This window comes from Paenibacillus sp. EB106-06-01-XG199 (assembly GCF_058791575.1).
In genome coordinates this window covers 580222-606637 of sequence record NZ_JBYTDQ010000001.1, presented here as the reverse complement: position 1 = coordinate 606637, position 26416 = coordinate 580222, and the positions used below count along the sequence as shown (strand labels likewise).

The window sequence follows — 26416 nt, the reverse complement described above, 5'->3', positions numbered from 1 at the left end:
AGGCAGAAGGATTCCGCCTCTAATCACATGAAGTTCTAATGGATGAAGTCTGTAAAGCTTGTCAGCCGGGAATTACTTGGTTGATACTTTGCCTTCTACATCACGGGAAACCTGCATTTTCGAAGCCGGGATATATCCAAGCTCTACTACATCGCCGTTCTGCACTTCATCTGTCATGATGTAGTCAAGGAATGCTTTGACATGTTCAGCAGGCTCACCATTTGTGTACATGTGCTCATAAGCCCACACCGGATATTTACCGGAGATAACATTGTCTACAGAAGGCTCAACACCTTCATAGTTCAGCGTTTTTACAGTTTCATCAAGGTAAGACAATGCCAGATATCCGATAGCCCCTGGAGTTTCACCGATCATTTTCTTAACAGTACCGGAAGAATCTTCTTGAATCGATCCTTCTTGGTCTTCTGTTTTAGTTCCAAGTGCAAAGCTTTCAAAGGTTGCACGTGTACCCGAGCTTGCTGGACGGTTGATGATTTGAATCGCTTGATCCGCTCCGCCAACTTCACTCCAGTTCTTAATTTTTCCTGTGAAAATGTCAACCAGCTGCTGTTTAGTCAGGCTGTCTACTCCAGCTTTGGGGTTGCTTACTGCTGCAATCGCTACAACTGCAACTTGATGGTCAACAAGTGATTTTGCTTTTTCTGCATCTGCATCCTTCAGCTTCTCTTCTGCGAACACATCAGAGTTACCGATATCTACTTGCTTCTCAGCAACCTGAGTTAAGCCCGTGCCGCTTCCTCCGCCTTGCACTTGAATATCAACGCCTGCGTTTGCATCCATAAAGCCTTCAGCTGCCATTTCAACAAGTGGCTGAAGCGCTGTGGAACCCGAAGCCAGAATCGATCCGCTTAATTCTGCGCCGCTGCTTTCTGTAGGTGTATTTGTCGCAGCTGCATTAGTTCCCCCATTATTAGTTGCCGCATTATTTCCTCCGTTACCGCATGCCGAAAGTGCTACTACACTGGTTAAAGCCAAAGCCATGATCCACGATTTTCTGAATTGCATTTTTGTTTGTTCCTCCTAAAGGTTTTGTGTGTGTCTGACCCATTGAATCTGCTTCTTACAAAACTCACTTTGGAAGCATTCCTCTTTGTGTATCTCTTATGACTCTTCCTATTCTAGAGCTCGTTCGTTAGAGAAAAAGCTTATGTTTGTAAAACGAAAGATAAAAATTCTAATAGAAAATGTATAACAGTATAGATATAATCTATACTAAGAAGATGTTTTATTAACTTATTGCCATCCAGACCGGAGGAAATTCATGAATATTGTGAAGCTGCAAATTGTAGTCCTGATTGAAAAATACAAAAAAGTAACGGATGTCGCTGCCGAAATGGGTCTAAAGCAGCCTACCGTTTCCTTTCATATGAAAAGCCTTGAAAATGAGCTTGGAGCCTCCCTCTTTCAATACCGCAGCGGGCGTGTGCTGTTAACCGATGCCGGACGGGCGCTTTTTCAATATGCAGTTCGTATTGTTTCCCTCGCTGCAGAAGCGGAACGGAGCGTCAAACAGTTCTCCTCCCTCACATCGGGGAGCCTTACGCTTGAGGCCGGGTACATGCCTGGTACTTACTTTGTTCCTAATATAATGTCACAATTTATCAATCTTCATCCGGGGATAGATGTGTCGCTTACGATACAATCGGATCACCTTGTGCGTGAACGGCTGAGGGGGCGGGAGATCCAACTGGGGGTACTGCAAGACAGTGATGGTGGAGATGACTCCTTTCATACACAGGTGGTTGCCCGGGATGAGGTTGTTCTTATATTTGCACCCGGTCATTCGTTTGCTCAAATTAAAGTGCTGTCCCCGGAGCTGGTGGCGCAGGAGCCGTGGATTCAGCATGATCCCGCTTCCAGCCTGAGAGCAACAGCCGACCAATGGGCACAGCTGAACAATGTGCGTGTATGGAATAATACTGTTGTGAATTCACCGGAGGCTTTTAAAGGGATGATTAGCGAAGGCGGAAATGTGGGACTATTCTCCAAAACAGGAGTTAAAGACGAGGTGGCCTTGGGCCGTTTAAGTTATGCTCCGCTTCCGGGGGTTTCGCCCGGGCTTGCAACTTATGTACTGGCTTGGCGGAAGGATTATACCTTAACTCCCTTGCAGCAGGCATTTGTGGAAATGGCTGCTGCTGAGAGCGTGTTGGTCTGATAACAGAACAGTTATATTGTAGTTAAGCACTATAGTATCTGGACGAAAACAGCAGCATCCATAACAATCTTAATTTACGCATTTTTTTTCAATCTTCGTCTACGCACTTCTTTTTTATTTAATGTCGTTAACTATATATATTAATTAATGATGTGAATTAAATAAACCGGTGATCCACTCAGGCTGATTGATTCAGCTCAAAGCAGACCACCGGTTCTATGATGAACATTTCTTATTAATTCATGCCGTTAACTATATTTCGATTCTCCGCAGAAACAGCCACCGTCCTTAAAAGGACACCAAAGCTATTCGTCGTAAAGTCAACGTTTCTCTGCTACCAGCGCAAACGTCTTGGGAATTCCTTTGTCGTAAACCTCAGACGACAGGTTGGGCTCCTCCACCAGTTCACGGATGACTAGACCACTAGCAGCGGCTGCCGTAACGATCTCCCCCAAAGTCCAGCGCCGCCAATAAACAACACTATGCTTCTCACCCGTCTGACCGCCTGAAGCAGGCATATACTTCGAGTAAGACACCTTCTTCTGTTCCAGCGCCGTATCAAAATAATCGCCGCTTACCTTGTGCTTCCGTACTTTAGCGGTTGATCCTTTAGAAGAAATCAGTTTGGTCGTCACCGGATGAAAATCACGCAGCACGAAGGTTCCCCCCGGAGCCAGCAAACGGCAGACAATTTCCATAAATGGGCTCAGGTCAGTGAAATAATGGACAATCCCCATTTCAGCAAAAACGATATCATACGTGCTGTCCAGCACTTCTTCGGGCAGCTTCAGCACATCCGAGATGATATAGGACAGCCCGACTCCGGCTTCCTGCGCCAATTCCTCCGCATACCGGGCGTTAGCTTCTGAGAAATCGGCAACAGTCACTTCAGCCCCCAGCAGCCCTAGGGCTACCGCCTTCATGCCGTTCGAGCCCATCAGATTCATCATCTTCTTCCCGCGAACCTCACCGAAATAAGCGTTTAACGGGAACAACCGGGACGCCGGGTCTTTAGTCAGCTTCGCTGCTGCCTCTGACGGAGTGCCGAATCTGCTGGTCCATGCGGCATAGGTATCCTCATTCCAGAGTTCTTCACTGGAAGGCGCAGCTCCCGGATTGTCTTGCGGTTCTTGCTCTAAGTCTTGATCCTTCATACTGTGAAATACCCCTTTATATTGATAAGTTGTCTGTTAGAATGTGTGCTTTAGGAGACGCTGGGCAGAGCCTCACTTCTCTTCGCCGCTTTCCTGCGTCCTGCATACAAATAGACTGCAAGTCCTCCCATTACCAATACTCCACCGGACCATTGGAGGATTGTCAACTGTTCGCCAAGCAGCAGGAAGGCCAGAATACTTGCACCAACCGGCTCTCCCAGAATATTCATCGAGACGGTAGTCGCCGAAGTGTACTGCAGCAGCCAGTTAAACAGAATGTGACCGAAGACGGTCGGGACGACTGCCAGCAAGACGAAGATTCCCCACTCCCTTGGCGGATAATCAAAGAACGGAATGCCCGCCAGCAGATTATAGACCGCAAAAACAATAACCGCTGCGATAAATACAATCAGGCTATACAAATACGGTGGCATGCGGGCAACCAGCTTCTGTCCGATCAGCAAATGAGCGGCAACCGCTGCTGTGCCGCCAATGGACAGCAAATCACCTTTTAAATTGTCAGAGGACAGGCCGATATCTCCCCAGCCAATAAATACAACACCAAAGATCGCAATGGCAAGTCCCGCTATGGCGGCCATACTGCTTTTTTCTTTATACAGCAAATAAGCTCCAAGCATAATAAACACCGGCTCCAGTGCCATGATCATCGTCGAGCTGGCTACAGAGGTGAATTTCAGTGAACCCATCCATAATAAAAAATGCAGGGCAAGCATCGCCCCGGACACAACCAGCAGCAGCCAGTCTTTACGGCGCAGGGCAAAAGCGGCACCGCTGTAAGGCCGGGCAAAGGGCAGCATCAATAGAGAGGTGAACAGCAGCCGGTACATCCCCTGAACCGATACCGGAGCGGATGACCATTTTATAAAAATAGAAGAAAAAGAAATAGCCACAATTCCAATCAGCATCAATAGCGGAATGGGAACAGGCGGTTTTTTTGAAGTCACGGCAGGCATCCTTTCGGCTCAGATAAAAGTCACTTATGTAAATTTACCTCAGAATCCGGAAAAAAGCAGCTTTTTTCATGAAAATCCGCAACAGAGGCTGCAGCTTTCTGAAAAACAACAAAAGCATGGCCTCCCGACCTGCGGCGGAAACCCATGCCTTCGTATGTTCCTCCGGTAACCGATGAACTCCTCTAACGTTAAGGTCTAAGTACGACCTTGATACAATCCTCTTCCTTGTCTCCGAATACCTGGTAGCCATACTCCGCTCTGCTGATTGGCAGCCGGTGAGTAATGATGTCTGTCGGATCGAATTTGTTCTCCTTAATCATCTTATAGAGCATCGGCATGTAATGAATAACTGGAGCCTGACCCATCTTGAGCGTAATGTTGCGTTCAAACAATTGCCCCAGCGGGAACATATTATAATTCAGCCCATACACGCCGACAAGCTGGATCGTTCCGAATTTGCGAACCACCTGGGCGGCCGTCCGAAATGCACTGAGTGATCCGCCTTGCAGCATCAGCGTTGTTTCGATTTTCTCCACTACAGACATCTTCGCATCTAGTCCTACACAATCAATCACCACATCCGCCCCGCCACGGGTAATCTCCTTCAGATGCACCTCTAAGTTCTTTATCTTAGCAAAATTAAAAATCTCGACATTATTCTTCTGCTTGGCATGTTGCAACCGGTATGGGATATGATCTACCGCAATGACCCGCGAGGCTCCCTTCATCCAGGCGAATTTCTGCGTGAGCAGTCCGACAGGCCCGCAGCCTAGTACAATGACCGTGTCTCCAGGTTTTACCCCGGCACTTTCCACGCCCCACCAGGCTGTTGGCACAATGTCCGAAAGGAACAGGAGTTTCTCATCCTCCATCTCGGCATCCTCGGGAATAACAAAAGGACCAAAATTACCGTAAGGAACACGCAGCAGCTCCGCTTGTCCGCCGGCAAAGCCGCCGTACGAATCGGAAAAGCCGAGATAACCTCCGGTATCCTTGGCCTCGTTGGCATGGTCACACTGGCTCTCCATTTCATGCTGGCAGAAATAACATTGTCCACAGGCTACATTAAAAGGAATGATGACGCGGTCGCCTTTTTTGACTCTGGTAACGTCCGGTCCGATATCTTCGACAATCCCCATCGGCTCATGGCCAATAATATAGTCGTCGTGCATGCCGGGGATTTCCCCGTTATAGATGTGAAGGTCCGAACCGCATATCGCTGTCGAGGTGATGCGCACAATGATGTCGTCCTTCTTTTCCAGCTTAGCGTCGGTTACTTCTTTAACTTCGACTTTCTTCTTCCCTTGATAGGTTACTGCCTTCATGTTGAGGACCACTCCTTCGGAAGTAGAGTTAAGAACTTAGCAAGGCTAAACTTGTTAGCAGCATACTATGTTATAACCCCAAAGTCCCGGTGTTTATCCGTTATCCTCCGAAGTCTCTCCTAAATGCCTAAGTACTCAAAGAAATCAAATATTTCTTGTAGCACCAGCCAGCCTGCAAGCGCAGCCGCTGCCAATAGAGCAGTAAGTAACACAGTCCATACCCTAATATTGCGTTTCAGTCTGCTTGAGCGTTCCATCCCCACTTCATCATCTGATTTCCAGTACCAATCACTGTCAAGTTTCATTAACTCATCACCCTTCCGCTAATCCAGTGGGCGGATGCAGCAGCGGAGAGTACATCATCAGGGCATGATTTTCGGCCACCGCTTCATCCCCTGCAAGCTCACCACTGCGCGTAAATACTCTGCGGCGGATGCTGTTGCTGCGGACATAACCGCCCCATGGCTTCAGACGGATTACATGATCAGCCTCGTATATCTCATAATGATAAAGCAGCTTGTCATCGCATCTCCATTCGCCGTACAGATGAGTATCATCCAGGTGCAGCTTCAACTGATATGTCCGGTCTGTATTGTTCTGAAGCTGCAGATCCAAATAATTATATGCACAAGTGGCCCCGCTGCCGAAAGGTTGCGTCCGCTGTTCGTCGGGAAATACATCATAGCTGTGGCGGTGCCGCTCGGTCACGGTCAGCGGGGTGTGCAGCGTCATCCAGTAGATCAGATTGGACAGCTGGCATAATCCGCCTCCTGTGCCGGAACGAAAACCACCGTAATATAGAACCATTCCGTCCAAGTAACCTTTACGCCGGGTTGGCTTACCGATCGTTTGCCAATACGAGAAGGTCTCTCCCGGCGAGATCACCAGACCATCCAGCCTGGCGACGGCCAGACGCAGATTTGTAATCTTATTGTACTGTAGCTGCATGTCCACATTTCGCAGTCTGCGCAGGAGCGGGGTTGAATGCCCGGCTGCCTTATAGGGCAGTGCCTCAGACCGATGTCTTGTTGCCTTGTTACCGCGCTGGATAAACCATGTCCAGTATCTTTTCCAGGTGAAATATCGCTTGCCGGCGAACAATCTCAACCTGGACCGGCGCACTGGCTTCATCGCAGATTTCCCTGCATTCATTGGAATTCTACCTCACGCTCCGGCCGAAGCACAGCGAATCTCCCGCCCAGCACTGAATTATGATGCCTGACAATCTCTTCACCGCTAAAATTGGCGTTGCCGAAAGTGCTATGCGCATCCTGGACCAGTACGCTGGAATACCCCATGCTGTAGGCCCGTCTGGTGGTTGTATCGACACAGAATTCGCTTTGCATCCCGCATATGACAAGATTGGTCACACCCAAACGCTGCAGCTCCTCATGCAGCCGGGTACGGTGAAAAGCATCCCAAGTCGGTTTCTCGACTATGGAGTCTTCCTCCTTCGGTGTAATTCGGCCGCTGATCTGCCAGGTGGGCAAACCCTTCGTATACTCCTCATCCTCGGTGTGCTGGATATAGACAACCGGAGCCCCTGCGGAGCGGGCTTTATTCAATAGCGATATAATCCGGTCCATCACGCCTCCTTCATCATGCAGCTTCACATTATAAGAGAACATGGCCTCTTGGACATCGATAATTAATAAGGCTGTTGTCATGTATGATCCCTCGCTATTCCCTGGTTTTCCAATAATTATACCAGAAGACTGCCTGAAGAATCCCCCTTGAGATTTTACAAATTCATCTTTAAACATTATGAAATTGTCATCCTTTTTATTTCCCGCGCTTATTATGCCAGATGAGTGCATGAAGCTGAGGGAGCACCCGTGCCCGGTTCATCTCTGGATCGGCGATCACCTGATTAAACAGCCATTCCAGCCTACCCAGTAGACGTACGGAAATGTCACCTTCCTCCGTGACATCCTCATTGCCCGGCTGCAGGAACAGTGGCACCTCAGGGTATCGTTTATGCACTGCTTTGGCATATTCATAATCGCCTCCGTTAAAGACAACAACCTTCAGGCTATGGGCAGCTTTGCCTTTATCATGCAGCTTCCCCATAATGCCATCAAGGATCTCCCAATCTGTCTTCATGCCCGAGCTTGGCGGCTTGGGGCTGATTGTCAGCACATCCACGTCGTTGAACCATTCCTGCCAGCGGCTGCCCTGGGTTTCGATTGCTGCTTGAATGCCCCGCTCGTGCAACCCCATGATGAAGGTACCCATCGCCTCACCAATTAGTGCAGGATTGCCACCGGAGATGGTTACACAGTCAAAATTATTTCCGGCTAGTGAGAGCAGTTCGGCCATAATCTCCTCTGGTGTAAGCATCCGCACCTTATCCTTGGCCGAACCATCCCATGTGAATGCGGAATCGCACCAGCTGCAGCGATAGTCACAGCCATAGGTACGGACGAACATGGTTTTCACTCCGATAACTGCGCCTTCCCCCTGAATGGTTGGGCCGAACATTTCTATGACCGGAATCTTACTCACAGTCACAACCCCCATGCATCCGGTAGGAGGGTCCATCCTCCGGAATATCCTCAGCCAGCACTTCCGCCCAGGAAGTGGGCGTCTCCCACAGCTTAACGGAATATAACGGCAACGCCACCTGCTTCAGCTTGTAGGCTATATAACACGCCATGTTCTCCACCGTCGTTCGGAAGGAGAGCATCGCTACCTTCGATCCCGTATTTATCAATGTATCCAGCACAGGCTCGTTACCCATCGCCAGAAAAGCGTGATCCAGCCGGTCGACCAGACTCTGCTGTACCGTGCTTTTAATATCGCTGAAATCAATCACGAAGCCTTCGTCCGAATGCCCCGCCTCCACGGAAGGTTTACCCTTCAGGACCACTTCAAGCTTGTAGGTGTGGCCGTGGAGATTGCTGCATTTCCCCTTATGTCCAATCAGCTGATGTGCAGCGTCAAAAGTGAATATTTTACAGACCGATACTTCGCCCAGCATTATAAGCCAACCTTCTTTCGCTCAGCCACATACTGCTCAAGACCACGCTTGCGAAGCAAACATGCCGGGCAGGTACCGCAGCCGCTGCCAATGATACCGTTGTAGCAAGTCAGTGTGTGCTGACGGATGTAATCAAACTGGCCCAGCTCGTCGGCCATCTTCCAGGTTTCTTTTTTATCCAGCCACATCAGCGGTGTATGAATGACAAACTCATAGTCCATAGACAGATTGAGGGTTACATTCAATGATTTCACAAACACATCGCGGCAGTCAGGATACCCGCTAAAATCGGTCTGGCATACGCCGGTGACGATATTGGCATATCCCAGCTGCTTCGCCAGAATTGCCGCAAAGGACAGGAACAGCAGGTTCCGGCCATCAACAAAGGTGCTGGGCAATTCATCCCCTTCACCGGATACAATTTCTATATCATCACGGGTCAAAGCATTGGGTGCCAGCTGATTCAGCAATCCCAAATCAAGAATATGCTGCTTCACATTGAATTTGGCGGCAATTCCCTTGGCAACCTCAATTTCAGCGGCATGGCGCTGGTTATAGTTAAAGGTAACGACCTGAACTTCCTCAAAGTGCTGGATAGCCCACACGAGGCAGGTTGTACTGTCTTGTCCGCCGCTGAATACGACGAGCGCTTTTTTATTCATTTCACACTCTCTCCTCTCCACGATCTGGGATCATCGGTTATCCACTTTTTCTGGATATAGGTCATGATTGATCAGCCGGTGTTCGGCCATCGCCTCATACTTGGTTCCCGGACGCCCCCAGTTGCAGTAAGGATCAATGGATATTCCGCCACGCGGGGTAAATTTGCCCCATACTTCGATGTAACGCGGCTCCATGAGCGAGATCAAGTCATTCATAATAATGTTGACACAGTCTTCATGAAAGTCACCGTGATTGCGGAAGCTGAACAGATAAAGCTTCAGGGACTTGGACTCGACCATCTTTTGCTCCGGAACGTACGAAATGTACATCACGCCGAAATCCGGCTGTCCGGTTACAGGGCACAGGCTGGTGAACTCGGGGCAATTAAACTTCACAAAATAATCGCGGCCGGGATGTTTGTTGTCAAACACCTCGAGAATTCCCGGATCATAGCCGAATTTGTACTGCGTCCCTTGATTGCCCAGCAGGGTGACCTCTTGCATTTCCTCTTTCAATCTGCCTTCTGACATGACAAAAAACCCCTCTCTTTTCCCCCGGCTTACTGCCGGAACTGGAAAGAAGAACGAGATTTCGAAAACATGGCCCTACTAAGAAATTACGCAGCATAGCAGGAAATAAGTATAGGCATCTCCCTATACTCCCTTAAGCCCCCTTCAACCGGAGACTTTACCTATGCATCAAGATGTCTTAGTTTTTTATAGAGGGAGTTTGCGAACCTCTCCTGCGATGTACACGCAGACTTCTTCTTAAGCTTATTATTAACGTCTTGAACTATAACATGATTGGCAGATGATTGACAACCCATAAGAATTTGCCTGCTAACAGACTTATTGCCATAGCTACTCTTTGCCGGTTCTCAGATCCATAGTACCAGAACGGTCATCCACAGCGGGAGCAGCAGACTCTCGAAAAGTAGCAGGCCATCACCGTTTAGAATACGATTTAAATTTTCCACGATTTCAATGCTTGGCAAAGCGGCGAAGAACGGATAAGTCCAGTCCGGCAGTGCCTGATATACGGAAGCATGCAGGAAAAAGACAAGCGCAGCAGGCTTCTGGCGATTAACACACGCTGCTTCCAGCCTTTGGACAGCTGCCAACCTTGGATTTCTGTCGGCAGGCTGCCAATCACTTCATCCACCCGACCCTTGGACACACCGTATTAATCGGCAAAAAGTTCAAGATTGTCGCGGATGAACTGCGTACATATAGATTTGGCAGCTCAAAGACAACCCCAATCTGAGCGCGAACCTTATTTTTTATATTGTGAAATATTCATGCCATTAATTAATATTTGTCCTTCACTGGGCTGAAGCAGGCCGGTCATCATGCGAATGGCTGTTGTTTTCCCCGCCCCTTTAGGGCCTGGAAAGCCAAATACTTCCCCTTCCCCAACTGAAAAGGACAGCCGGTCTACCGCCCGCTTCTCCTGAAACGATTTCGATACTTCCGTAAGCTGAATCAATGGCCTACCCACCTTTGCCTAAGGTTTGCTTTCCTTCAAGCTTATTCGTAGAAATTGAGAATATCCCAAGGAACTAATTAGATGTTGCAGAAATATGGATTCAATTTCAACAAAAGGGGTAACTTAGAATTTATAATCTCTTAAATAAGGATGGGATCAACTTATGGATCAAACGGTACAGAAGCTTCTAGATTGGCTCGATGCTCACGCAAACCAAACCATTGTAATCAAAAAGCAGGAGCTTGAAGATCTCGATACAGTCCACTTTCAATTGGAAAACGTAGAGTACCGCACCGCTGAGGATAAGATCGATAATTATCTGGATGATGCGCTTATCTTAAGAGGATCAGGCAATACCCTGAATGGTGATGGTGAACTTGTGCCGCTTCCACAGCATAGTTATGAAATTGCCGTCAGCGGACTACATTTGGATAATATTGGTGAAGATAAAGCGGAACTCCAGACAGACAGAGCCAAGTATGCTCTCTCCACAAGCTAATCGGAATACTGAGAGTCCACTGCACATAACTTAATGCAAAAAAATAGGCCGCGGTAATTGCTACCGCGGCCAACAAAATGAAGTTATTCTTCTCCGATAATTTCTACTTCAGTCTCCAGCTCGACTCCGAATTTATCCTTCACTGCAGCCCGCACATGCTGAATAAGTCCGATATAATCGCTCGCAGTGGCATTATCTGCGTTGACAATAAATCCGGCATGTTTACGCGATACTTCAGCACCGCCAATCCGGGTCCCTTGAAGCCCGCTTTCCTGGATCAGCTGTCCGGCATAACGGCCCGGCGGCCGCTTAAAGACACTTCCGCATGACGGATATTCCAATGGCTGCTTGGATTCACGCAAATAGGTCAGTTCATCCATGGAAGCTTTAATTAAAGCAGAATCCCCCGGAATCAGCGCGAATCTGGCTTCCAGCACGATATATTCACCGCTCGCAAAGACACTTTGTCTGTATCCCCACTGAAACTCATCCCCTTGCAGGGTGACCAGCTGCCCTGCCTTATTGATGGCAAGCGCACTTTGCAGCACATCCTTAACTTCGCCTCCATACGCGCCAGCATTCATATAGAGAGCACCGCCAACTGTTCCGGGGATGCCGCAGGCAAACTCAAGACCTGCCAGTTCCTGCTCCAGGGCATACCTGGATACATCAATGATCTTGGCACCGCACTGGGCGTACAGAAGATCTCCATGAATTCCCATACCGCTTAAGCCTGAGGTCTGCAGGACGATCCCGCGGATTCCACCGTCACGGATAATTACATTTGAACCATTTCCCAGTACTGTAAGAGGAATATCATTCTTCCGGGCATATGTAACAATATTTTGAATTTCCTCATAAGTGGCAGGTTCAGCCAGTATATCTGCACAGCCGCCCATTTGGGTGAATACATAATCCTTAAGCACTTCATGGCTTTTTACCGTACCGGCTGGAGCCAGTTGCTGCAGATCCTCTTGAATTTTGCTGATATTCATCCTTCATGCTCCTTTTACGCTATGAAAATAATAAATCTTACCTTCTATAATGTTTATGTTGATTCAGCTTTACTTTGAACTATGGCAACCACAACTTTAACAACGAACAGGCTCCCTTGTCAATGACGGGAGCCTGCTGTGGTATGCCTGCTATTTTAAGTATGAAACAATTCTTACAGTTATATCCTAAACCTGTGACGACGCAGCTTGAATACGGTATTCGGCTCTACGTGCGGCTCGTTCCTCTTCTTTAAGACGGGGGCAGGTATAGCAGACACTTCCACCTTCGGTTCGATAATACAGACAGCAGCGGTTACGCATGTGTACCCTCTGCTCTGGATCGGCAAGGGATTCAATCTTACGTACCTCTACATCAAATGGATTTCTGGGAAGCTGGAACACATCCGCAGCCAGGCCTTTCCTCAGATAACTGTAGTCGTCCTTCACGTGAATCAGAAATTCCTTATTGCTGTTGCCTGCTGCAAGCATTTCAATGTAGTAGTTGAACTTAGACGGGAGCTGACCCCAGATCTCCCCCAGTCTCAAACCGCTGGCGGCAGACATTGTACGCAGCAGCGGGCTTGCTGTGTTCCTGTAGAACTCTGTAAACACTTTATTACGCCAAGTAACCCGACCCTGTTCGTCAGCAGGCGCTGGCTCTATCACCCAGGAATTCAAAGAGAAGGCAATACGGCAATACCCGCTCGCCGGAATGAGATGAATGCGCAAATTAGATAAGTTGATCGCCGGCACATTGGAATATAACGAGACCGAATATTGTACTGCCAGCGCCACGCTAGAGAACCAGCCGCCGAAGTATGCAGCCACAGCCTTATCGTCCAGTGCCTTCATCAGCGGTCTGTAGCAGTCCATAAATGCTCTCATACCCTCTACATTGATCAAATCCTGCGCTGTAAATGAATATCTCGCCTCCTCTGGGGGAGATGGATAAAGATCAAATTTGCTGCCTATGTCCTTTATCTGTGCCTCATTCATTCGGTTTCCTCCTTAATTCCCCTAGCTAATCCTTCAATTGTCAATTACATGCCGACAGCTTTATAAGCAGCAAGCTCGTAAGGAAGGCATAAAGGTACACCTGTACGCGGATCGGGAACGATATCACATTCGATTCCGAATACTTTGCGAAGCACATCTGGTGTCATAACCTCCATCGGGTTCCCTTCGCTGATTACGGTGCCCGACTTGATCGCTACCATATGCTGCGCGTAACGGGAGGCATGGTTCAAATCATGCACCACCATAATGATTGTGCGGCCCTCTTCCTGGTTCAGCTTCTGCAGCAGCTGTAGTACTTCCAGCTGGTGAGCCATGTCAAGGAACGTCGTCGGCTCGTCAAGGAACAGGATATCTGTCTGTTGCGCCAAGGCCATGGCAATCCAGGCACGCTGGCGCTGTCCGCCGGAGAGGCGGTCGATTGGACGATCATGGAACTCTTCCATCCCGGTAACGGAAATCGCATTGGCGATAATCGCACGGTCTTCAGGGGTCATAGTGCCGAAGCCTTTCTGATGCGGGTAACGCCCGTATCCAACCAGTTCGGATACAGTCAGTCCGTCCGGAGCCGTCGGGTTTTGCGGCAGAATGGCCAGTTGACGAGCCACTTCTTTAGTAGATAGGGTATGAATCGATTTACCGTCGAGCATAACATTGCCGCTCTTAGGCTTCATAATCCGTGCCATCGTCTTAAGAATCGTGGATTTCCCGGAGCCGTTCGCTCCTACCAGCGCTGTGATCTTTCCTGTTGGGAGAGACAGGTTCAAACCTTTAACAATCGTAGCCTCCGCATAACCAATACTCAGCTGTTCTGTATTCAAACGTTCCGACATGATCTTCACTCCTTGAAAGTTTTATGGAGCATGAGCTCCTTTTGGATTAGCAATGTAATAAAACTGACTTCGTAAGCATCCGCTTAGTTTTATGGAGCATTTTGCTCCTTTAGATAATCAGGCCTTTGATTTGGCCAGTAAATATAGGAAGTAGGGAGCGCCGATCAGCGCAACTACAATACCTGTCGGTATTTCAGCCGGCTGCAGAATCCAGCGGCCGATAGTATCCGCGGTAAGCAGCAACAACGCGCCGATTAAGGCACAGGCAGGCAGCAGCACCTGATGCTTCGGTCCAACGAGCCTGCGGGCGAGATGGGGCGCAATCAGCCCCACAAAGCCTATGCCGCCGCTTACGGCGACACAGGAGCCAGACAGCGCAACTGCGGCGGCCAGCAGCAGAATGCGTTCCTTCTCCACCGGCATGCCCAGCCCGGCCGAGGTTTGGTCCCCGAGGTTAAGTACATTCAGCACCCGGGCTTTGTAGAACGCAAATGGCAGCAAAATGGCTATCCATGGTGTCAGCGCAAGCACAAATCTCCAGTCACCGCCCCAGATTTTACCGGCCATCCAGATCGCCACAAACTGATAATTCTGCGGATCCAGCCTTAACGACAGGATCAATTGGAAAGCATAGATGCCCGCACCTACAGCGATCCCGATAAGTATCATTCTTGTCGGCGAGAGGCCATCCTCGCGCCGGAAAGACAGGAGATAAATAAGTGCAGCCGTAAGACTTGCTCCGGCCAGCGCCAGCAGCGGAAGAACAAAGATTGGAGCTGCCGAGGTTGCCGGAACAAATGAGATAAAGATAATCACCGCAAACCCGGCACCGGCATTAATCCCCAGTGTGGAAGGCTCTGCCAGCGCATTGCGCGACAAGCTTTGCAGAATGCAGCCGGAAACCGCAAACCCTGTGCCGACAAGCAGCGAGATCACTATGCGCGGCAGCCGGAAATCAAAGAGAATCAGCTTTTGCTGCTGCGTTCCCTCTCCAAGGACTGTGTGTAAGACATCCAGCGGTGATAATCGCATCAACCCGGTGTTCATACTGACAACAAAGATGACCACGATAAGAACCGCAAGTGAGGTTAATATGGCTGCTTCCCGGATACGGCGTTGTTTCCCGGTGGGTGAGTGCAGAGCTCTGCTCATGACAGCTCCCCCTTCCGTCTACTAGCCAAGTAAATAAAAAACGGCACGCCGATCACTGCGATTAAAGCACCTAGCGGTGTTTCATAAGGCGCGTTAATCATTCTGGCTGCAATATCAGCAAATACAATCAGTAGACTGCCGAGTACTGCAGAGCAGGGAATAATCCAGCGGTAATCGACACCAACCAGATAACGTGTAATATGGGGGATGATCAGCCCCACAAAAGCAATCGGTCCAACCGTCGAAACCGCGGAACCGGCGAGAATCACTACAATAATAATCCCGGCTGTTTGCACTAGCCCGGTCCGCTGTCCAAGTCCCGCCGCTACATCGCGTCCGAGACTAAGGAGAGTAATGGATCGGGAGATCAGCAGAGATCCTATCAGAGCTGCCGCAATCCAGGGAAACAAAATACGAAGCTGTGTCCAATTCGTCCCGCCGATCCCGCCTGCCATCCAGAAGGCAATATCCTGGGACAAATGAAACAGAATCGCGATTCCCTGGCTTACCGCCAGCAGCATAGCACTTACGGCGGCTCCGGCAAGAGTCAGACGCAGCGGGGTTAAACCGCTATGGGAGAGTGAGCCAATCCCGAACACAAGAATGGCTGCCGCTGCAGCGCCGATGAAGCAGTACAGCATAATGTAGAGAAAGGAAGCAGATGGCGCAAAAGCAAAAGCTAACGCCAATCCTGCACTAGCACCGGCATTCAGACCCAGTAAGCCGGAATCTGCCAGCGGATTGCGGGTCATGCCCTGCATGATTGCTCCTGCGACGGCGAAACAAGCACCAACCAGCGCTCCCGCCAAAGCACGGGGAATCCGCAGTTCCCGAATAATCTGATGCTGCTGCAGCTCCGGATTAAACCGGAAGACTGCCTCCCATACCGTCGCCAGTCTAATATCCGCGGCACCTACAGAAACGGAAAGTGCCAGACCAAAGACGACAGCGGCAAGGCCCAAAATCAAAATAACTACCGCAGCAACCGGCCTTGTCTTCAGCGGTTGATCTCTTGACGAATTTGTATTGTCAACTATAGAACGTGTGGATGACACCATAAGTTTTCCCCTTAATAGGATGAGTTCAATGTTTTAATGAGAACAAATATCATTCTCATTATCGCAAATATCTGAATTATGTACAAGCTTTCACAGCTCGCACTTTCACTGTGAACGATTAAGTCAATGTCCTAAAAAAAGGTGCAGGCCATTGTATCTCAAGATACAAGAACCTGCACATCCCTCCACCGCTGAAGAGTTCTCTCTACACACAGTTAAGGCTGATTATTTCACGAGAAAACTCAAGACATCATCAATGGTTTTGGAGTTGGCAATGGCTCCGCTGTACAACCAGCTGCTGTCCGCGCTAAGTTCATGAACTTTTCCAGCCTTAACCGCAGGGATACCCTTCCAGATTGCACCGTTAAGAATGTCAGAGGCTTCGGTCTTGTCACTGTTCACCAGGAAGATATGATCTGCGGTCAGTTCAGCCAATTTCTCCAGCGTGATCGGATTCCAGGTCGCTCTGGATGCCGCAGGGATATCAGTAACCAGGTTGGGTTGCTTCAAACCCAGATCCCCGTACAATACAGCACCACTGCTGCGTGTTTCATCTACTATAAAGAAGTTCTTCGACACCAGCCACAGAATGGCGACCGAATCATCACCAATGGAGCTGCTGATTTTGGCTTTTGCATCTGCTGCTTTTAGATCGTAGTCTGCAATGGCTTGTTCAGCCTCAGTGCTCTTGTTCAGGAGCTCACCGATTTTGAGCAGCGATTTGCGCCAGTCTTTGCTAATCTTGTCACCAAGGACATAAGTAGGTGCGATTTTGTTCAACTGGTCATACAGACCGTTCTGCACACTCGACTCAGACTGCACAATGTGGAAATCCGGTGCAAAGCTGGTCACAGCCTCCAGCGGAAGATCATAGCTGATGGTTGGCACATCTTTAAGCTCAGCAATCAGATATTCCTGGGTTCCGTTTGTCACGGACCACTGCGCTACCGGGGTAACGCCCAGTGTTACCAGGTAGTCTTCCATGTAAGAAGCAAGGACGCGCTGCGGATTCGCTGGTACTGTGACTTTATGTCCCATGGCGTCTGTCACCGTTTTCTCTGTGGCCGGTGCCGTTGTTTCCGTTGGCGCTGCCGTTGATTCAGCCGTAGCCGTAGGTGCGGCGGTAGCTTCCGTTCCGGAATTTGCAGCTTTCTCATTATTGCCATTGCCGCAAGCGGACAAGAACAAAGTCATAGCCATACATCCGATCAATGCGAGCTTCATGCTGCCTGATCTCTTATTGTTCATCGAAAACATTAAATACCCCTCCTGTATGCACATGCATTAATGGTCAAAGGTGTCCGAGACCTTCGCCTTACTTTTTAAATGATATTGATTCTCATTATCCCTGTCAACAAAATTATTCGTTCTATAAAAAAAGGTTGCCTCCGCAAGCTACGGAAACAACCTCTGCTAACCATATTTAACTGCCTATTTGTGCAAATGATAGGGTACTGTTGATACAACTATATCTTTTTGATTCATTAGATAAGAGCGAATGAACAAGCTGGTCTGATTATGCAGGATCGCCTGCCACCAATGTTTGGTAATGAACTGTGGAATCAATACGGTAATATGATCTGTAGAAGCGGTCTTCCACTCTACGGTATCGATAAATTTCACCAGTGGGCGGATAATGCTGCGGTAACGGGAACGAAGTACAATCAGGCGTACACCCGGGTTCCATTCCTCCCATTTTTGCTCCATCTTGTGAATTTCCTCTTCATCAAAACCAACGTAGACTGCCACCACATTATCTGTTAATGACTTCGCATAACTGATCGAATGCAGCACAGCGCGTGTCACACCCGCAACCGGAACAACAACGGTACTTCCTTTAATCAGCGGTTTATCCGTAGCAGGACAAATGCGAAGCTGATCGGCTATATTCATATAATGACTATGAATGCGGTGGAATACGAACATGACAACCGGCAGGAAGATGAAGGCCATCCACACGCTGGAAAACTTAGTGATGATAAAGATAAGCGTAATCGTCAGGGTGGTCAGCATACCGATTGTATTGACTACAAATTTATTCTGCCAGCCTTTCGGCTTCGTTTTGAACCAGTGCACCATCATGCCAAGCTGCGACAGCGTAAAAGGGATAAATACGCCGACTGCATACAGCGGAATCAGCCCTTCTGTATTTCCGTGGAAAGCAGCTACAAGCACAGCCGACAATACTCCGAGAAAGATAATACCATTAGAGAAGCCCAGGCGGTCTCCCCGGACCATGAAGGCATGAGGCAAATATTTATCTTTGGCAAACATGAACGCGAGCAGCGGAAACGCCGAGTAAGCTGTATTCGCCGCCAGGAACAAGATGACGGCCGTTATCCCTTGGATGAAAAAGTACAAACCGCCCCGGCCAAACGTAGATTCGGCAATTTGCGACACGACGGTGGATTTCTCATTAGGAGTAATCCCATACCAGTATGCCAGCAGCGTAATGCCGGTGAACATCAAACCGAGGATGCCTCCCATCAGCATCAAGGTTTTGGCGGCGTTTTTTTCCGCTGGAGCTTTGAAGTTCGGAATGGCATTCGATACCGCCTCTACCCCGGTGAGTGCCGAACAACCGGAACTGAAGGCTTTGAGCAATAGGAACAGACTGACGTTGGAAACGGCGGAACCGATCTCCGGGATTTCGGCATGAGCCCCGCCTGTAATATATTTGTACACCCCGGCAATGATGAGTACAAAGATAGAGACCACGAACAGATACACCGGAATGGCAATAAATGAAGCGGACTCCGTCACCCCGCGGAGATTGATAATCGTCAAGATCAGAATGACGGAGACTGCAATAAGGACAGTATGATTATGAAGACTCGGAAAGGCCGATGTGATCGCATCCGTTCCCGCCGAAGCACTAACTGCAACTGTAAGAATGTAATCTACTAATAAAGAGCCGCCAGCCAATAGGCCGGTAGGAACGCCGAGATTGCTTTTTGCCACGATATACGCTCCGCCGCCTTGCGGATAGGCAAAGATAGTCTGGCGATAGGAAAAAATAAGGATGGCCAGCAGGCCCAATACGGCTAATGCAATCGGCAATGAATACCAGATGGCGGTGAAGCCCGCGGCCACCAGTACAATGAGAATTTGCTCCGTTCCGTAGGCCACAGACGAGAGTGCATCGGAAGACAGAACAGCCAGTGCTTTCACCTTGGATAACTTTTCATGATCGAGTTCGTTCGACTTCATCGGACGCCCGATCAATAGTCGTTTTACCTTGCTTACCATTGTAGTAACAGTTCCTCTCTTTGTTGAGTTGAAACGGTAATACCGCGCGCCGTTTTCATTGGCAGGTTTCATAAATGCAGGCACAAAAATAAGCATACGGAAATGATCCGCATGCTTACGCATGCTCATTATCCCACCCTTGCTTACGAGGTTAGCTGGCGGATTCGGGCTGTGGTAGCCCTACGGTTCCGGTCAAATTGACCTGCCTCCGATTCACCCCATTGACGTTGCCGCCAAATTTGGTTCCCCCGTTTTTCCTTGCGGAAAATTCAGCGCATATTCAACTTCTCACAAGGACTAATGATAGTCTACAATAGCTTTTCAGTAAAGCGGTGAAAAAAATGAAAAAAGAATGAAAAAACATCCAAAAAGCTCAAATCCAAGACCCGGGATAAGTGGATCTTTCATTCTCTTTCATTATCCCAGCGTTCCGTGATTTTTGAGTGTTTTGGATGTTAATTGTGACAAAAATTTAGGGAATATTTATGCTCTAAATTCTGCTTAGCCTTTTCTTATTCAGCTGGCTCTTCTTGGCGCCCGGTCCAGAGCAAAATTGCGATTAGAGCAAAAGCAATCAACGCAAGCAGAGGTACTGTAATGAACCCTAAAAAGTTCAAATAATCCTCATTGCAGGGTACACCAATTGTGCATGGCAAGATTTTACTGAGTGCAGGAATTTTCTGCTCTGCGTAATGGTACAGGGAGATACTCCCGCCTATCAGACATAAAGGCAGCACATAAGGAATGATGCGTTTATCTCCCCGGTATGTGGCAATTCCGAGCAGAATCAGCTGAGGATACATAAAGATACGCTGGAACCAGCACAGCCTGCAGGGTTCATAATGCAGCACTTCACTAAGATACAAGCTTCCTGCTACAGCAATTACCGAAACAAACCAGGCCAGATATAGGCAGTGGCGTCTGCAGAAGGTAGAGAATTTCATCATTTGGCATCCGCCGAATCAAGGGCGATTTGCACCTGTGAGTCGATAGCTTCGATATCAAAGGCCTTGTCTACTTTCACTCCATTAACAAATACAGTAGGAGTAGAGGTCACTTTGCTGTCATCGGCTAACTTCATATCTCTCTGTAGTTCACTTTCATAGGTGCCTTCCTCAATGTCTTTACGCAAGAGGTCAAAATCTATCGGCAGGTTCTCCTTCTGCGCCAGGCTTACCAGGAAATCAGCGGTCGCCCACTCTTCGCTCTCCTCGCCCTGATTAGCATAGATTGCGTCAGAATAGGTCCAGAAAGCTTCACTGTTCTGATGATAGACAGACAAAGCTGCTAATGAAGCTGTTTCGGAATCCGGTCCGATAAAGGCCATATTTACGAAGTAAAAGGCCGCTTTGCCCGGAGTTACGTATTTTTCAACAAGCTGAGGTTTGATGGTACCGGTAAAGTCTGAACACGCCGGACATTTATAATCCCCGAATTCAACAATTTTGACTGGAGCATCCTCTTTTCCAAGTCTGTGCATCTCGCTGTAATTAAAGTCAGAGTTCGCTTTTGGAATCAGCATGATAAGAGCGACAAAGATAATGATAACTGCTGCTACAGTGCTGAAGATCAGTATTTTGGTTTTTTGCTTCTGCTTTTCCTGTTCTGCCCTGCGTTTCTCCTGCTTGCTCTGTTGGGGAGCCGCGGCACTGTTTCGTTTGTTTTTGCTCAAAGAGAGTTCCTTTCCGTCCACTCAGGACCCGGGTAATGAAAGTCATATAATTTAAAATTATATAATTAAAGTTCTCTCTTTGGCAAACTTCCATAGCAAACTTCAGCTCACACCATCAATATTATAAAAGGTAAACTTCCTCACAGGATAGAAATGCTATCGCAATGGAAAAGAGGACCAGCAGATCATTATAATTATTCTGATGATTTAGCATTTGGACCTTCCTTTCTCGGATAGATAAGTACAATTACACACAAAAGGCACTGCGCTTATTCTGCGCTAGTGCCTTTTGTGTGTAATGCTTAATAAGTTTATGCTCCAGCTTCCTCCGTCAAAAACTGCAGCTTCAATAGCTTAATCCGGGAAATCCGCTTATTCTCGGTTTCCTCTACCACGAACAGATGGCCGTCGAATTCAACGGTTTGCCCTTTTTGCGGCGGATTGACTTCTAACTTGGAGTATAGCCATCCGCCTATAGTATCATAGTCTTCCGTCTCCATATGAAGCCCCAGTGAGTCGTTGATCTCTTCAATCAGCATGAGGCCGTCTATGGAAAACTCATCCTCCCCCAGTTGCTCAACACCGGGACGCTCTTCATCGAACTCATCCTGAATTTCTCCGACAATCTCCTCCATAATATCCTCAAGCGTAACCATACCTGACGTACCGCCGTATTCGTCAATCAGAATGGCGATTTGAGTCTTCGCCCGCTGCATCACCTTCAGGAGTGCACTGATCTGAATGGACTCTGGAACGGTAAGAATCGGACGAATCAATTCATTGTACTTCGGCGCCTGATCCCGGATGAGATCCTTAATGTGGATAAAGCCAAGAATATGGTCCTTATCGCCATCACAAACCGGATAACGTGTTCTCATTCCGTCAAAGGCAATCTCAAGGTTCTCTTCTGCCGACAGATGACTGTTTAGACAGATCATTTCGGTTCGGGGGATCATAATCTCTCTGGCCATCGTATCGGCAAATTCAAAGATATTGTCCACCAAAGTCATTTCTGTATTGTCGATCAGCCCGCTCTTGTTGCTCTCCTGCATGAGGATGCGGATTTCTTCCTCTGTATGCGCAGTGGCCAGCTCTGAGGCCGGTGCCAGACGGAAGAAACGCAGCAGTCCGCCTGCTAACCCATTGACGAGCCAGATAAATGGATACATGATCCTGTAAAAGACGTTCATCGCACCGGCCGTTAGCAGAAGCACCTTCTCCGCTTTGTTCACCGCAATCGTCTTGGGTGCCAGCTCGCCTAGTACAATATGCAGCACCGTGATGAACATAAAGGCAATAATGAGGGAGATCACATATACGGTTGTTTCACCGAAGCCTAGGCTTGTTACAAGCGGTCCCACAATCGTAGCTATAGCCGGTTCACCCAGCCAGCCGAGTGCGAGCGAGGCAAGCGTAATGCCAAGCTGGCAGGCGGACAGATAAGCATCTAGATTGTGGACAATCTTTCTTGCTGCGGGTGCTCTTTTACTGCCCTCCTCAATCAGTGCTTCAATGCGGCCGCTTCGTACCTTGACCATCGCATATTCAACCGAAACAAAAAAGCCATTAAACAGCACAAGCAAAAGAATAAGACCTACATGTAATATACCGGGTAAAGGGTCGCTCAATTTATACTCCTATCCACCGTTCTTCGTATCAGGTGGATAGGCCCACCTCCTTCGATTTTTCAAAATGTTAGCTAGTGAAACGCCAAACGTTCCTTTCAGTTTCAATTTCCCAATGCCTTCAACTCCTGACTAGAATCACGGATTATAAATATATACATTATTATATTATTACTCACTCCATAAAAACAGGTGTAAACCGGAGTAAAAATATGATCTAGTTTTCCTTCTTATGGACATACTCCGTATAAAAGGTATAAAACAAGGTTAACGAATGCAAAAAAGGTTGTTGATACGCTTTTATATATGTTAAATCTTTCGCACCCGCTCCGTCAAACTTGTTGCCTTCAGCGTGATTATCTAATCCTCCAATTTCACACAAAAAACGGCATCCCCCATTTACAGGCGGGCTGCCGTTTGCAAGTTGTGTTCTATGGATAGTTGTTCAGGTGGATTAACGGAAGTTTCGGGCGACCGGTGGATTTCCGATGACTCCCGGATACTGGTAAGCAAGCGGCTCATCGAAGGTAGCATAATCGAAATAAATCATCAGCAGCACAGTTCTCTGTCCGGTAGCCGGATCACTGATAATGATATGATCCCGCCCGGCTGCTTCCAGCACACCTTTGTAAACCTTGGCATTCCAATCCTTGTTGTTCTCATATGTGAAATAAAAGGTCCCGATCTTGCCCAGGTTGAGGCGGAAAATGTTCTCAATGTAGGATTGTTCAAAGGCCGGGGCTGTGGTAGGCACCACGCTTCCTGTAGGCGTCATGGGGCTCCCGCTGGTGACCTGAGGTGGCATGCTGCCCATGCTCCCCATGCTGCCCATGCTGCCCATACTGCCCATGCTGCCCATGCTGCCCATGTGGCCGCTGGCAGGCATTCCACCTCCGTTCATGCCAGTGGAAGAAGAAGTGCTGCCAATCATATAAGTAACGGGACGGTAAGGTTGACCTATCATTTGTGTAAAACCTCCTAAAAGTTTTGTCAGCATTTGCTTCCTTGATTAACTTCGTGTAGAACATGGTGCGACAGCACAATTTTCGCTTGCCAGTTTCAGCGGGAGAGACAGATTACGGAAGCACGCTGACTCTCCCCGCAGGGCCGGCTGTACTAATATACAGCCGGGCAATCCGCGCTGGTTGGTGTAAAGAAGCAATGGGCTTTGTAGCGGCCGGTGTTCTGCTGGTTATACCAGGTGGCAGGACAATCGCCTACAGGACGAAAGAACCATAAGGCATTAGAGGCCGGCCATCGTCGTTCTCCGGCAATCACTCTTTTGGCCAGGCGAATGTCGGATTCCCGGGCACGCTGATAGAAGTACCCCTTCTGAGGCGCTTCAAAGCCACCTGGACTTTGAAACACCATATCGTTCATATTGCGGATATTGTTGAAGTCCAGGCAATTGCCGAGAATCCGGTTGACGCCGACATTCCCGACCATAAGCATCCCGGCTTCTCCGTCCTCTTCGGCTTCCGCCCGCATCAGCCGCGCAAGCACCTTCACATCTTCCGAGTTCGCTTTGATGACGGCCACACATTCTCCTCCTTTTGCTTCGTAGCAGTTCTGAAGGCATCCGCTCCTTACCGGACTTCTTACCTGCCTCGCAAGCTTCCACATCTCTTGACTGCTCGATGTATTGTATGTGCATTCGCCTAAGAGGTGACAGTTCACGCCTATTTTCTTCCCGTTACCTGGATAGCTTAGTTATGGCTCATAAATCATTTTGCGCGTCATTCCGCCGTCAATGATAAGCTGTGCTCCTGTAACGAATTTATTATCCGAAACCTCATCTCTATTGTAAACCGAACCAAATACATATCACAGACAGTTAAATTAGTCAGCTGTGGAGTAATGCAGGCTGCGCTGAAACCCGTGATACCTTGTGCCTTGGTAAGTCAGCACACCTCTGTCTCCCTCAGCGCTCATGCCGAACTCATTTCCGTCCACTTTAAATTCCATCCTGACACCTTCGTCCGTCTCATAGGTTAAATAGTAGGTTGTACTGGTGCGGCTGCTCTGATTCTCATCCTGAAGCTGCTGCTGGCGGACTTCACTGCGCTTGCTGACGATCCGGGCAGGAACGGTCAACAGGGGTGAGCTGTTGTTCCGGCTCCATTGAAGCAGCCCCCTGCCAGCAGATACAGCGACAATGCCAATCATCAGGGCGAGAAAAATCGGTATTACCGTCCCGGTAAGATCAAACATCCAAGAAGAATCCGGGCCTATCCCCATGACTTATTCCTCCTTAATCCCCATTTTTCAGCTTTCCGCATAACTGCAGTCGCTTCTGTACATGTATATGCCTGTTCCGGTTCATACAGCATCACAAATAGATGAAAACCATATTCGCCGTCAGCTGACGACAGGCTACAAACCAAAAAGACCACCCGGCTCTCAGATTTGAGAACACAAGTGGTCTTTAAAAACGTTCATTCTGCCTATCAATATTAAGCATGTACAAGATCTAAGAGTTGCTTGGTTTCGTTCTCTTCTTCCGGAAGCATTCCGTTGTCCGCCCAGCAGGCTCTGCATTGTTCTTCAGTTTCACAGAGGTGTGCATCATCACAGTTATAGCATAATTGCAGAAGGTTTCTAGTCATATAATCCGTTTCAAAAGTTGTCATTGTAATCTCTCCTATTCGGAATGAAAGTTTGTGAAAAAATGAACTTGCTTTCTATGTGTTAAATATATCACACGGACAGCGCTTTGTCATGTGATTTTTTTCACATTTTTAAAGAAAATTTTAAATACGTTTTTTTGCTTCATTTAAAGCCCAGAGCATCAATACATTCGGTGGGTATAGCTGTCTTGCAGTGAAGCTTTTACTTTTTCTGCGTTCATGCCAGGAAGTTTGGCGTGGTCAGATATCATCTGAGGAACATTCGGCAATTCAGCCTTCGCAATCCAAGAGTCTGGATTCCACAAGCTGGAGCGCTTTAACGATTTTGCACAATGCATATAGCATTCTTCCACTTCAATGACTATGCCTACCAGCGGAGTCCGCCCATGAGATTCCATTCGGACAAGCAGCTCTTCATCACGGACAATATAAGCACGACCATTCACTCTGAGCGTTTCTTCCAGACCCGGAATGAGGAAAATAAGGCCCGCGTTTGGATTGGACAGAATATTCCTTAACGAATCCATTCGGCGGTTACCCGGCCGTTCAGGTATGACAAGATGGTTGTCATCCAGAACAAGCACAAAACCCGGCGCATCCCCTCTGGGTGAGACATCACATAACCCCTCCGCATCGGAAGTGGCCATGATCAACAATGGTGACTTAGCGATAAACTGGCGGCAATGCTCATCCAGGGCATCAATCGCTTTGTTCTTCACCAGTTCGCTTGGATAACCGAGTATAGCACGTAATTCCTCTTCTGACTTGATTGTATTAAAATCATGCATCTTCTTCACTCCATATGTATGAATTTCATAGATTCACCTGCTACTTATTGTAACACAGGGAAATAATGACAAGTGGAAACGGTTGAAGCTAAAATTCTTATATTTTGAAAAAAAGAGACTGCAATCTGCAGCCTCCCCGCTAAA

At 48.2% G+C, this 26416-nt stretch carries 30 protein-coding genes and 2 riboswitches; of the genes, 2 read left to right on the top strand and 28 right to left on the bottom strand.

The genetic code is table 11. From position 1 onward, the window contains the following. Positions 1 to 72: 72 nt before the first annotated feature. Entirely contained in the window at positions 73 to 1026 is a 954-nt protein-coding gene (locus AC3WT9_RS03085; RefSeq protein ID WP_340898041.1) for a phosphate ABC transporter substrate-binding protein PstS family protein, read from the bottom strand. 256 nt (positions 1027 to 1282) lie between these two features. Between AC3WT9_RS03085 and AC3WT9_RS03080 the strand changes: the two genes are divergently transcribed. Next, positions 1283 to 2179 carry a LysR family transcriptional regulator gene (locus tag AC3WT9_RS03080; RefSeq protein ID WP_341093606.1) on the top strand — a complete coding sequence of 299 codons (897 nt, stop codon included), beginning with the start codon at positions 1283 to 1285 and terminating at the stop codon, positions 2177 to 2179. A gap of 320 nt (positions 2180 to 2499) precedes the next feature. On the opposite strand, the gene AC3WT9_RS03075 is transcribed toward AC3WT9_RS03080, so the two are convergent. From AC3WT9_RS03075 to AC3WT9_RS03020, 12 genes are all read right to left on the bottom strand, one after another. Further along, the gene (locus AC3WT9_RS03075) at positions 2500 to 3333 is read right to left on the bottom strand and encodes a class I SAM-dependent methyltransferase (protein ID WP_341093607.1); all 834 of its coding nucleotides are present in this window, start codon (positions 3331 to 3333) and stop codon (positions 2500 to 2502) included. A 50-nt stretch (positions 3334 to 3383) separates the two neighbouring features. Next, positions 3384 to 4307, bottom strand: a complete 924-nt coding sequence (locus AC3WT9_RS03070) for a DMT family transporter (protein ID WP_341093609.1) — start codon at positions 4305 to 4307, stop codon at positions 3384 to 3386. A gap of 188 nt (positions 4308 to 4495) precedes the next feature. Next, positions 4496 to 5632: a zinc-dependent alcohol dehydrogenase gene (locus AC3WT9_RS03065; protein ID WP_341093611.1), complete on the bottom strand. Its 1137-nt coding sequence runs from the start codon at positions 5630 to 5632 to the stop codon at positions 4496 to 4498. Between the two features lie 119 nt (positions 5633 to 5751). Further along, the gene (locus AC3WT9_RS03060; protein ID WP_342479919.1) at positions 5752 to 5937 is read right to left on the bottom strand and encodes a hypothetical protein; all 186 of its coding nucleotides are present in this window, start codon (positions 5935 to 5937) and stop codon (positions 5752 to 5754) included. A gap of 7 nt (positions 5938 to 5944) precedes the next feature. Continuing rightward, entirely contained in the window at positions 5945 to 6784 is an 840-nt protein-coding gene (locus AC3WT9_RS03055) for a VanW family protein (RefSeq protein ID WP_341093613.1), read from the bottom strand. Next, complete coding sequence (locus AC3WT9_RS03050) at positions 6781 to 7299, bottom strand: cysteine hydrolase family protein (protein ID WP_341093614.1); 519 nt, start codon at positions 7297 to 7299, stop codon at positions 6781 to 6783. The genes AC3WT9_RS03055 and AC3WT9_RS03050 overlap by 4 nt, the downstream gene beginning before the upstream one ends. A 115-nt stretch (positions 7300 to 7414) precedes the next feature. Next, positions 7415 to 8137, bottom strand: coding sequence for a 7-carboxy-7-deazaguanine synthase QueE (gene queE, locus AC3WT9_RS03045; protein WP_492407258.1), 723 nt, complete (start codon positions 8135 to 8137; stop codon positions 7415 to 7417). Further along, positions 8130 to 8612, bottom strand: coding sequence for a 6-pyruvoyl trahydropterin synthase family protein (locus AC3WT9_RS03040; protein WP_341093619.1), 483 nt, complete (start codon positions 8610 to 8612; stop codon positions 8130 to 8132). The genes queE and AC3WT9_RS03040 overlap by 8 nt, the downstream gene beginning before the upstream one ends. Continuing rightward, on the bottom strand, positions 8612 to 9274 hold the full coding sequence (gene queC / locus AC3WT9_RS03035) for a 7-cyano-7-deazaguanine synthase QueC (protein ID WP_341093621.1): 663 nt from the start codon (positions 9272 to 9274) through the stop codon (positions 8612 to 8614). The genes AC3WT9_RS03040 and queC overlap by 1 nt, the downstream gene beginning before the upstream one ends. Positions 9275 to 9304: 30 nt before the next feature. Then, complete coding sequence (gene queF, locus AC3WT9_RS03030; RefSeq protein ID WP_341093623.1) at positions 9305 to 9805, bottom strand: preQ(1) synthase; 501 nt, start codon at positions 9803 to 9805, stop codon at positions 9305 to 9307. Positions 9806 to 9977: 172 nt separating this feature from the next. Further along, positions 9978 to 10021, bottom strand: a riboswitch (PreQ1 riboswitch). A gap of 131 nt (positions 10022 to 10152) precedes the next feature. Continuing rightward, positions 10153 to 10395, bottom strand: coding sequence for a hypothetical protein (locus AC3WT9_RS03025; RefSeq protein WP_341093626.1), 243 nt, complete (start codon positions 10393 to 10395; stop codon positions 10153 to 10155). Between the two features lie 152 nt (positions 10396 to 10547). Continuing rightward, entirely contained in the window at positions 10548 to 10760 is a 213-nt protein-coding gene (locus AC3WT9_RS03020) for an ATP-binding cassette domain-containing protein (RefSeq protein ID WP_341093628.1), read from the bottom strand. 163 nt (positions 10761 to 10923) lie between these two features. On the opposite strand from AC3WT9_RS03020, the gene ymzB reads away from it, so the two are divergent. After that, entirely contained in the window at positions 10924 to 11259 is a 336-nt protein-coding gene (gene ymzB, locus AC3WT9_RS03015; protein ID WP_341378802.1) for a protein YmzB, read from the top strand. Between the two features lie 83 nt (positions 11260 to 11342). On the opposite strand, the gene murB is transcribed toward ymzB, so the two are convergent. The 15 genes from murB to AC3WT9_RS02940 all read right to left on the bottom strand — a co-directional run bounded on the left by murB (position 11343) and on the right by AC3WT9_RS02940 (position 26272). Then, positions 11343 to 12254 (bottom strand): UDP-N-acetylmuramate dehydrogenase, encoded by a 912-nt coding sequence (gene murB / locus AC3WT9_RS03010; RefSeq protein ID WP_341378803.1) that lies wholly within the window; start codon positions 12252 to 12254, stop codon positions 11343 to 11345. 186 nt (positions 12255 to 12440) lie between these two features. Next, a complete protein-coding gene (locus tag AC3WT9_RS03005) occupies positions 12441 to 13250 on the bottom strand; it encodes a (2Fe-2S)-binding protein (RefSeq protein WP_341093633.1) in 810 nt (269 codons plus the stop codon). 44 nt (positions 13251 to 13294) lie between these two features. Then, positions 13295 to 14101 (bottom strand): ABC transporter ATP-binding protein, encoded by an 807-nt coding sequence (locus AC3WT9_RS03000; RefSeq protein WP_038592689.1) that lies wholly within the window; start codon positions 14099 to 14101, stop codon positions 13295 to 13297. Positions 14102 to 14218: 117 nt separating this feature from the next. After that, positions 14219 to 15253 carry a FecCD family ABC transporter permease gene (locus AC3WT9_RS02995; protein ID WP_341378804.1) on the bottom strand — a complete coding sequence of 345 codons (1035 nt, stop codon included), beginning with the start codon at positions 15251 to 15253 and terminating at the stop codon, positions 14219 to 14221. Beyond that, positions 15250 to 16311, bottom strand: a complete 1062-nt coding sequence (locus AC3WT9_RS02990) for a FecCD family ABC transporter permease (protein ID WP_341378805.1) — start codon at positions 16309 to 16311, stop codon at positions 15250 to 15252. The genes AC3WT9_RS02995 and AC3WT9_RS02990 overlap by 4 nt, the downstream gene beginning before the upstream one ends. A gap of 225 nt (positions 16312 to 16536) precedes the next feature. Further along, positions 16537 to 17568: an iron-hydroxamate ABC transporter substrate-binding protein gene (locus tag AC3WT9_RS02985; RefSeq protein WP_341378807.1), complete on the bottom strand. Its 1032-nt coding sequence runs from the start codon at positions 17566 to 17568 to the stop codon at positions 16537 to 16539. A gap of 174 nt (positions 17569 to 17742) precedes the next feature. After that, on the bottom strand, positions 17743 to 19560 hold the full coding sequence (locus tag AC3WT9_RS02980) for an APC family permease (RefSeq protein WP_341380379.1): 1818 nt from the start codon (positions 19558 to 19560) through the stop codon (positions 17743 to 17745). 125 nt (positions 19561 to 19685) lie between these two features. Then, positions 19686 to 19845: riboswitch (cyclic di-AMP (ydaO/yuaA leader) on the bottom strand. Positions 19846 to 20072: 227 nt separating this feature from the next. Beyond that, the gene (locus AC3WT9_RS02975) at positions 20073 to 20504 is read right to left on the bottom strand and encodes a disulfide oxidoreductase (protein WP_341097689.1); all 432 of its coding nucleotides are present in this window, start codon (positions 20502 to 20504) and stop codon (positions 20073 to 20075) included. Further along, complete coding sequence (locus tag AC3WT9_RS02970) at positions 20504 to 21232, bottom strand: DsbA family protein (protein WP_492407257.1); 729 nt, start codon at positions 21230 to 21232, stop codon at positions 20504 to 20506. The genes AC3WT9_RS02975 and AC3WT9_RS02970 overlap by 1 nt, the downstream gene beginning before the upstream one ends. A gap of 311 nt (positions 21233 to 21543) precedes the next feature. Continuing rightward, entirely contained in the window at positions 21544 to 22860 is a 1317-nt protein-coding gene (locus tag AC3WT9_RS02965; protein WP_341093642.1) for a hemolysin family protein, read from the bottom strand. Positions 22861 to 23311: 451 nt separating this feature from the next. Next, the gene (gene gerQ / locus AC3WT9_RS02960) at positions 23312 to 23821 is read right to left on the bottom strand and encodes a spore coat protein GerQ (protein WP_445744975.1); all 510 of its coding nucleotides are present in this window, start codon (positions 23819 to 23821) and stop codon (positions 23312 to 23314) included. A gap of 152 nt (positions 23822 to 23973) precedes the next feature. After that, a complete protein-coding gene (locus AC3WT9_RS02955; RefSeq protein WP_341093643.1) occupies positions 23974 to 24396 on the bottom strand; it encodes a cell wall hydrolase in 423 nt (140 codons plus the stop codon). A gap of 300 nt (positions 24397 to 24696) precedes the next feature. Further along, positions 24697 to 25089, bottom strand: coding sequence for a DUF2500 domain-containing protein (locus tag AC3WT9_RS02950; protein ID WP_341097691.1), 393 nt, complete (start codon positions 25087 to 25089; stop codon positions 24697 to 24699). A gap of 221 nt (positions 25090 to 25310) precedes the next feature. Further along, a complete protein-coding gene (locus AC3WT9_RS02945) occupies positions 25311 to 25487 on the bottom strand; it encodes a hypothetical protein (RefSeq protein WP_179091757.1) in 177 nt (58 codons plus the stop codon). A gap of 158 nt (positions 25488 to 25645) precedes the next feature. Further along, on the bottom strand, positions 25646 to 26272 hold the full coding sequence (locus AC3WT9_RS02940; protein ID WP_341093645.1) for a pyridoxamine 5'-phosphate oxidase family protein: 627 nt from the start codon (positions 26270 to 26272) through the stop codon (positions 25646 to 25648). Between the last annotated feature and the right edge of the window lie 144 nt (positions 26273 to 26416).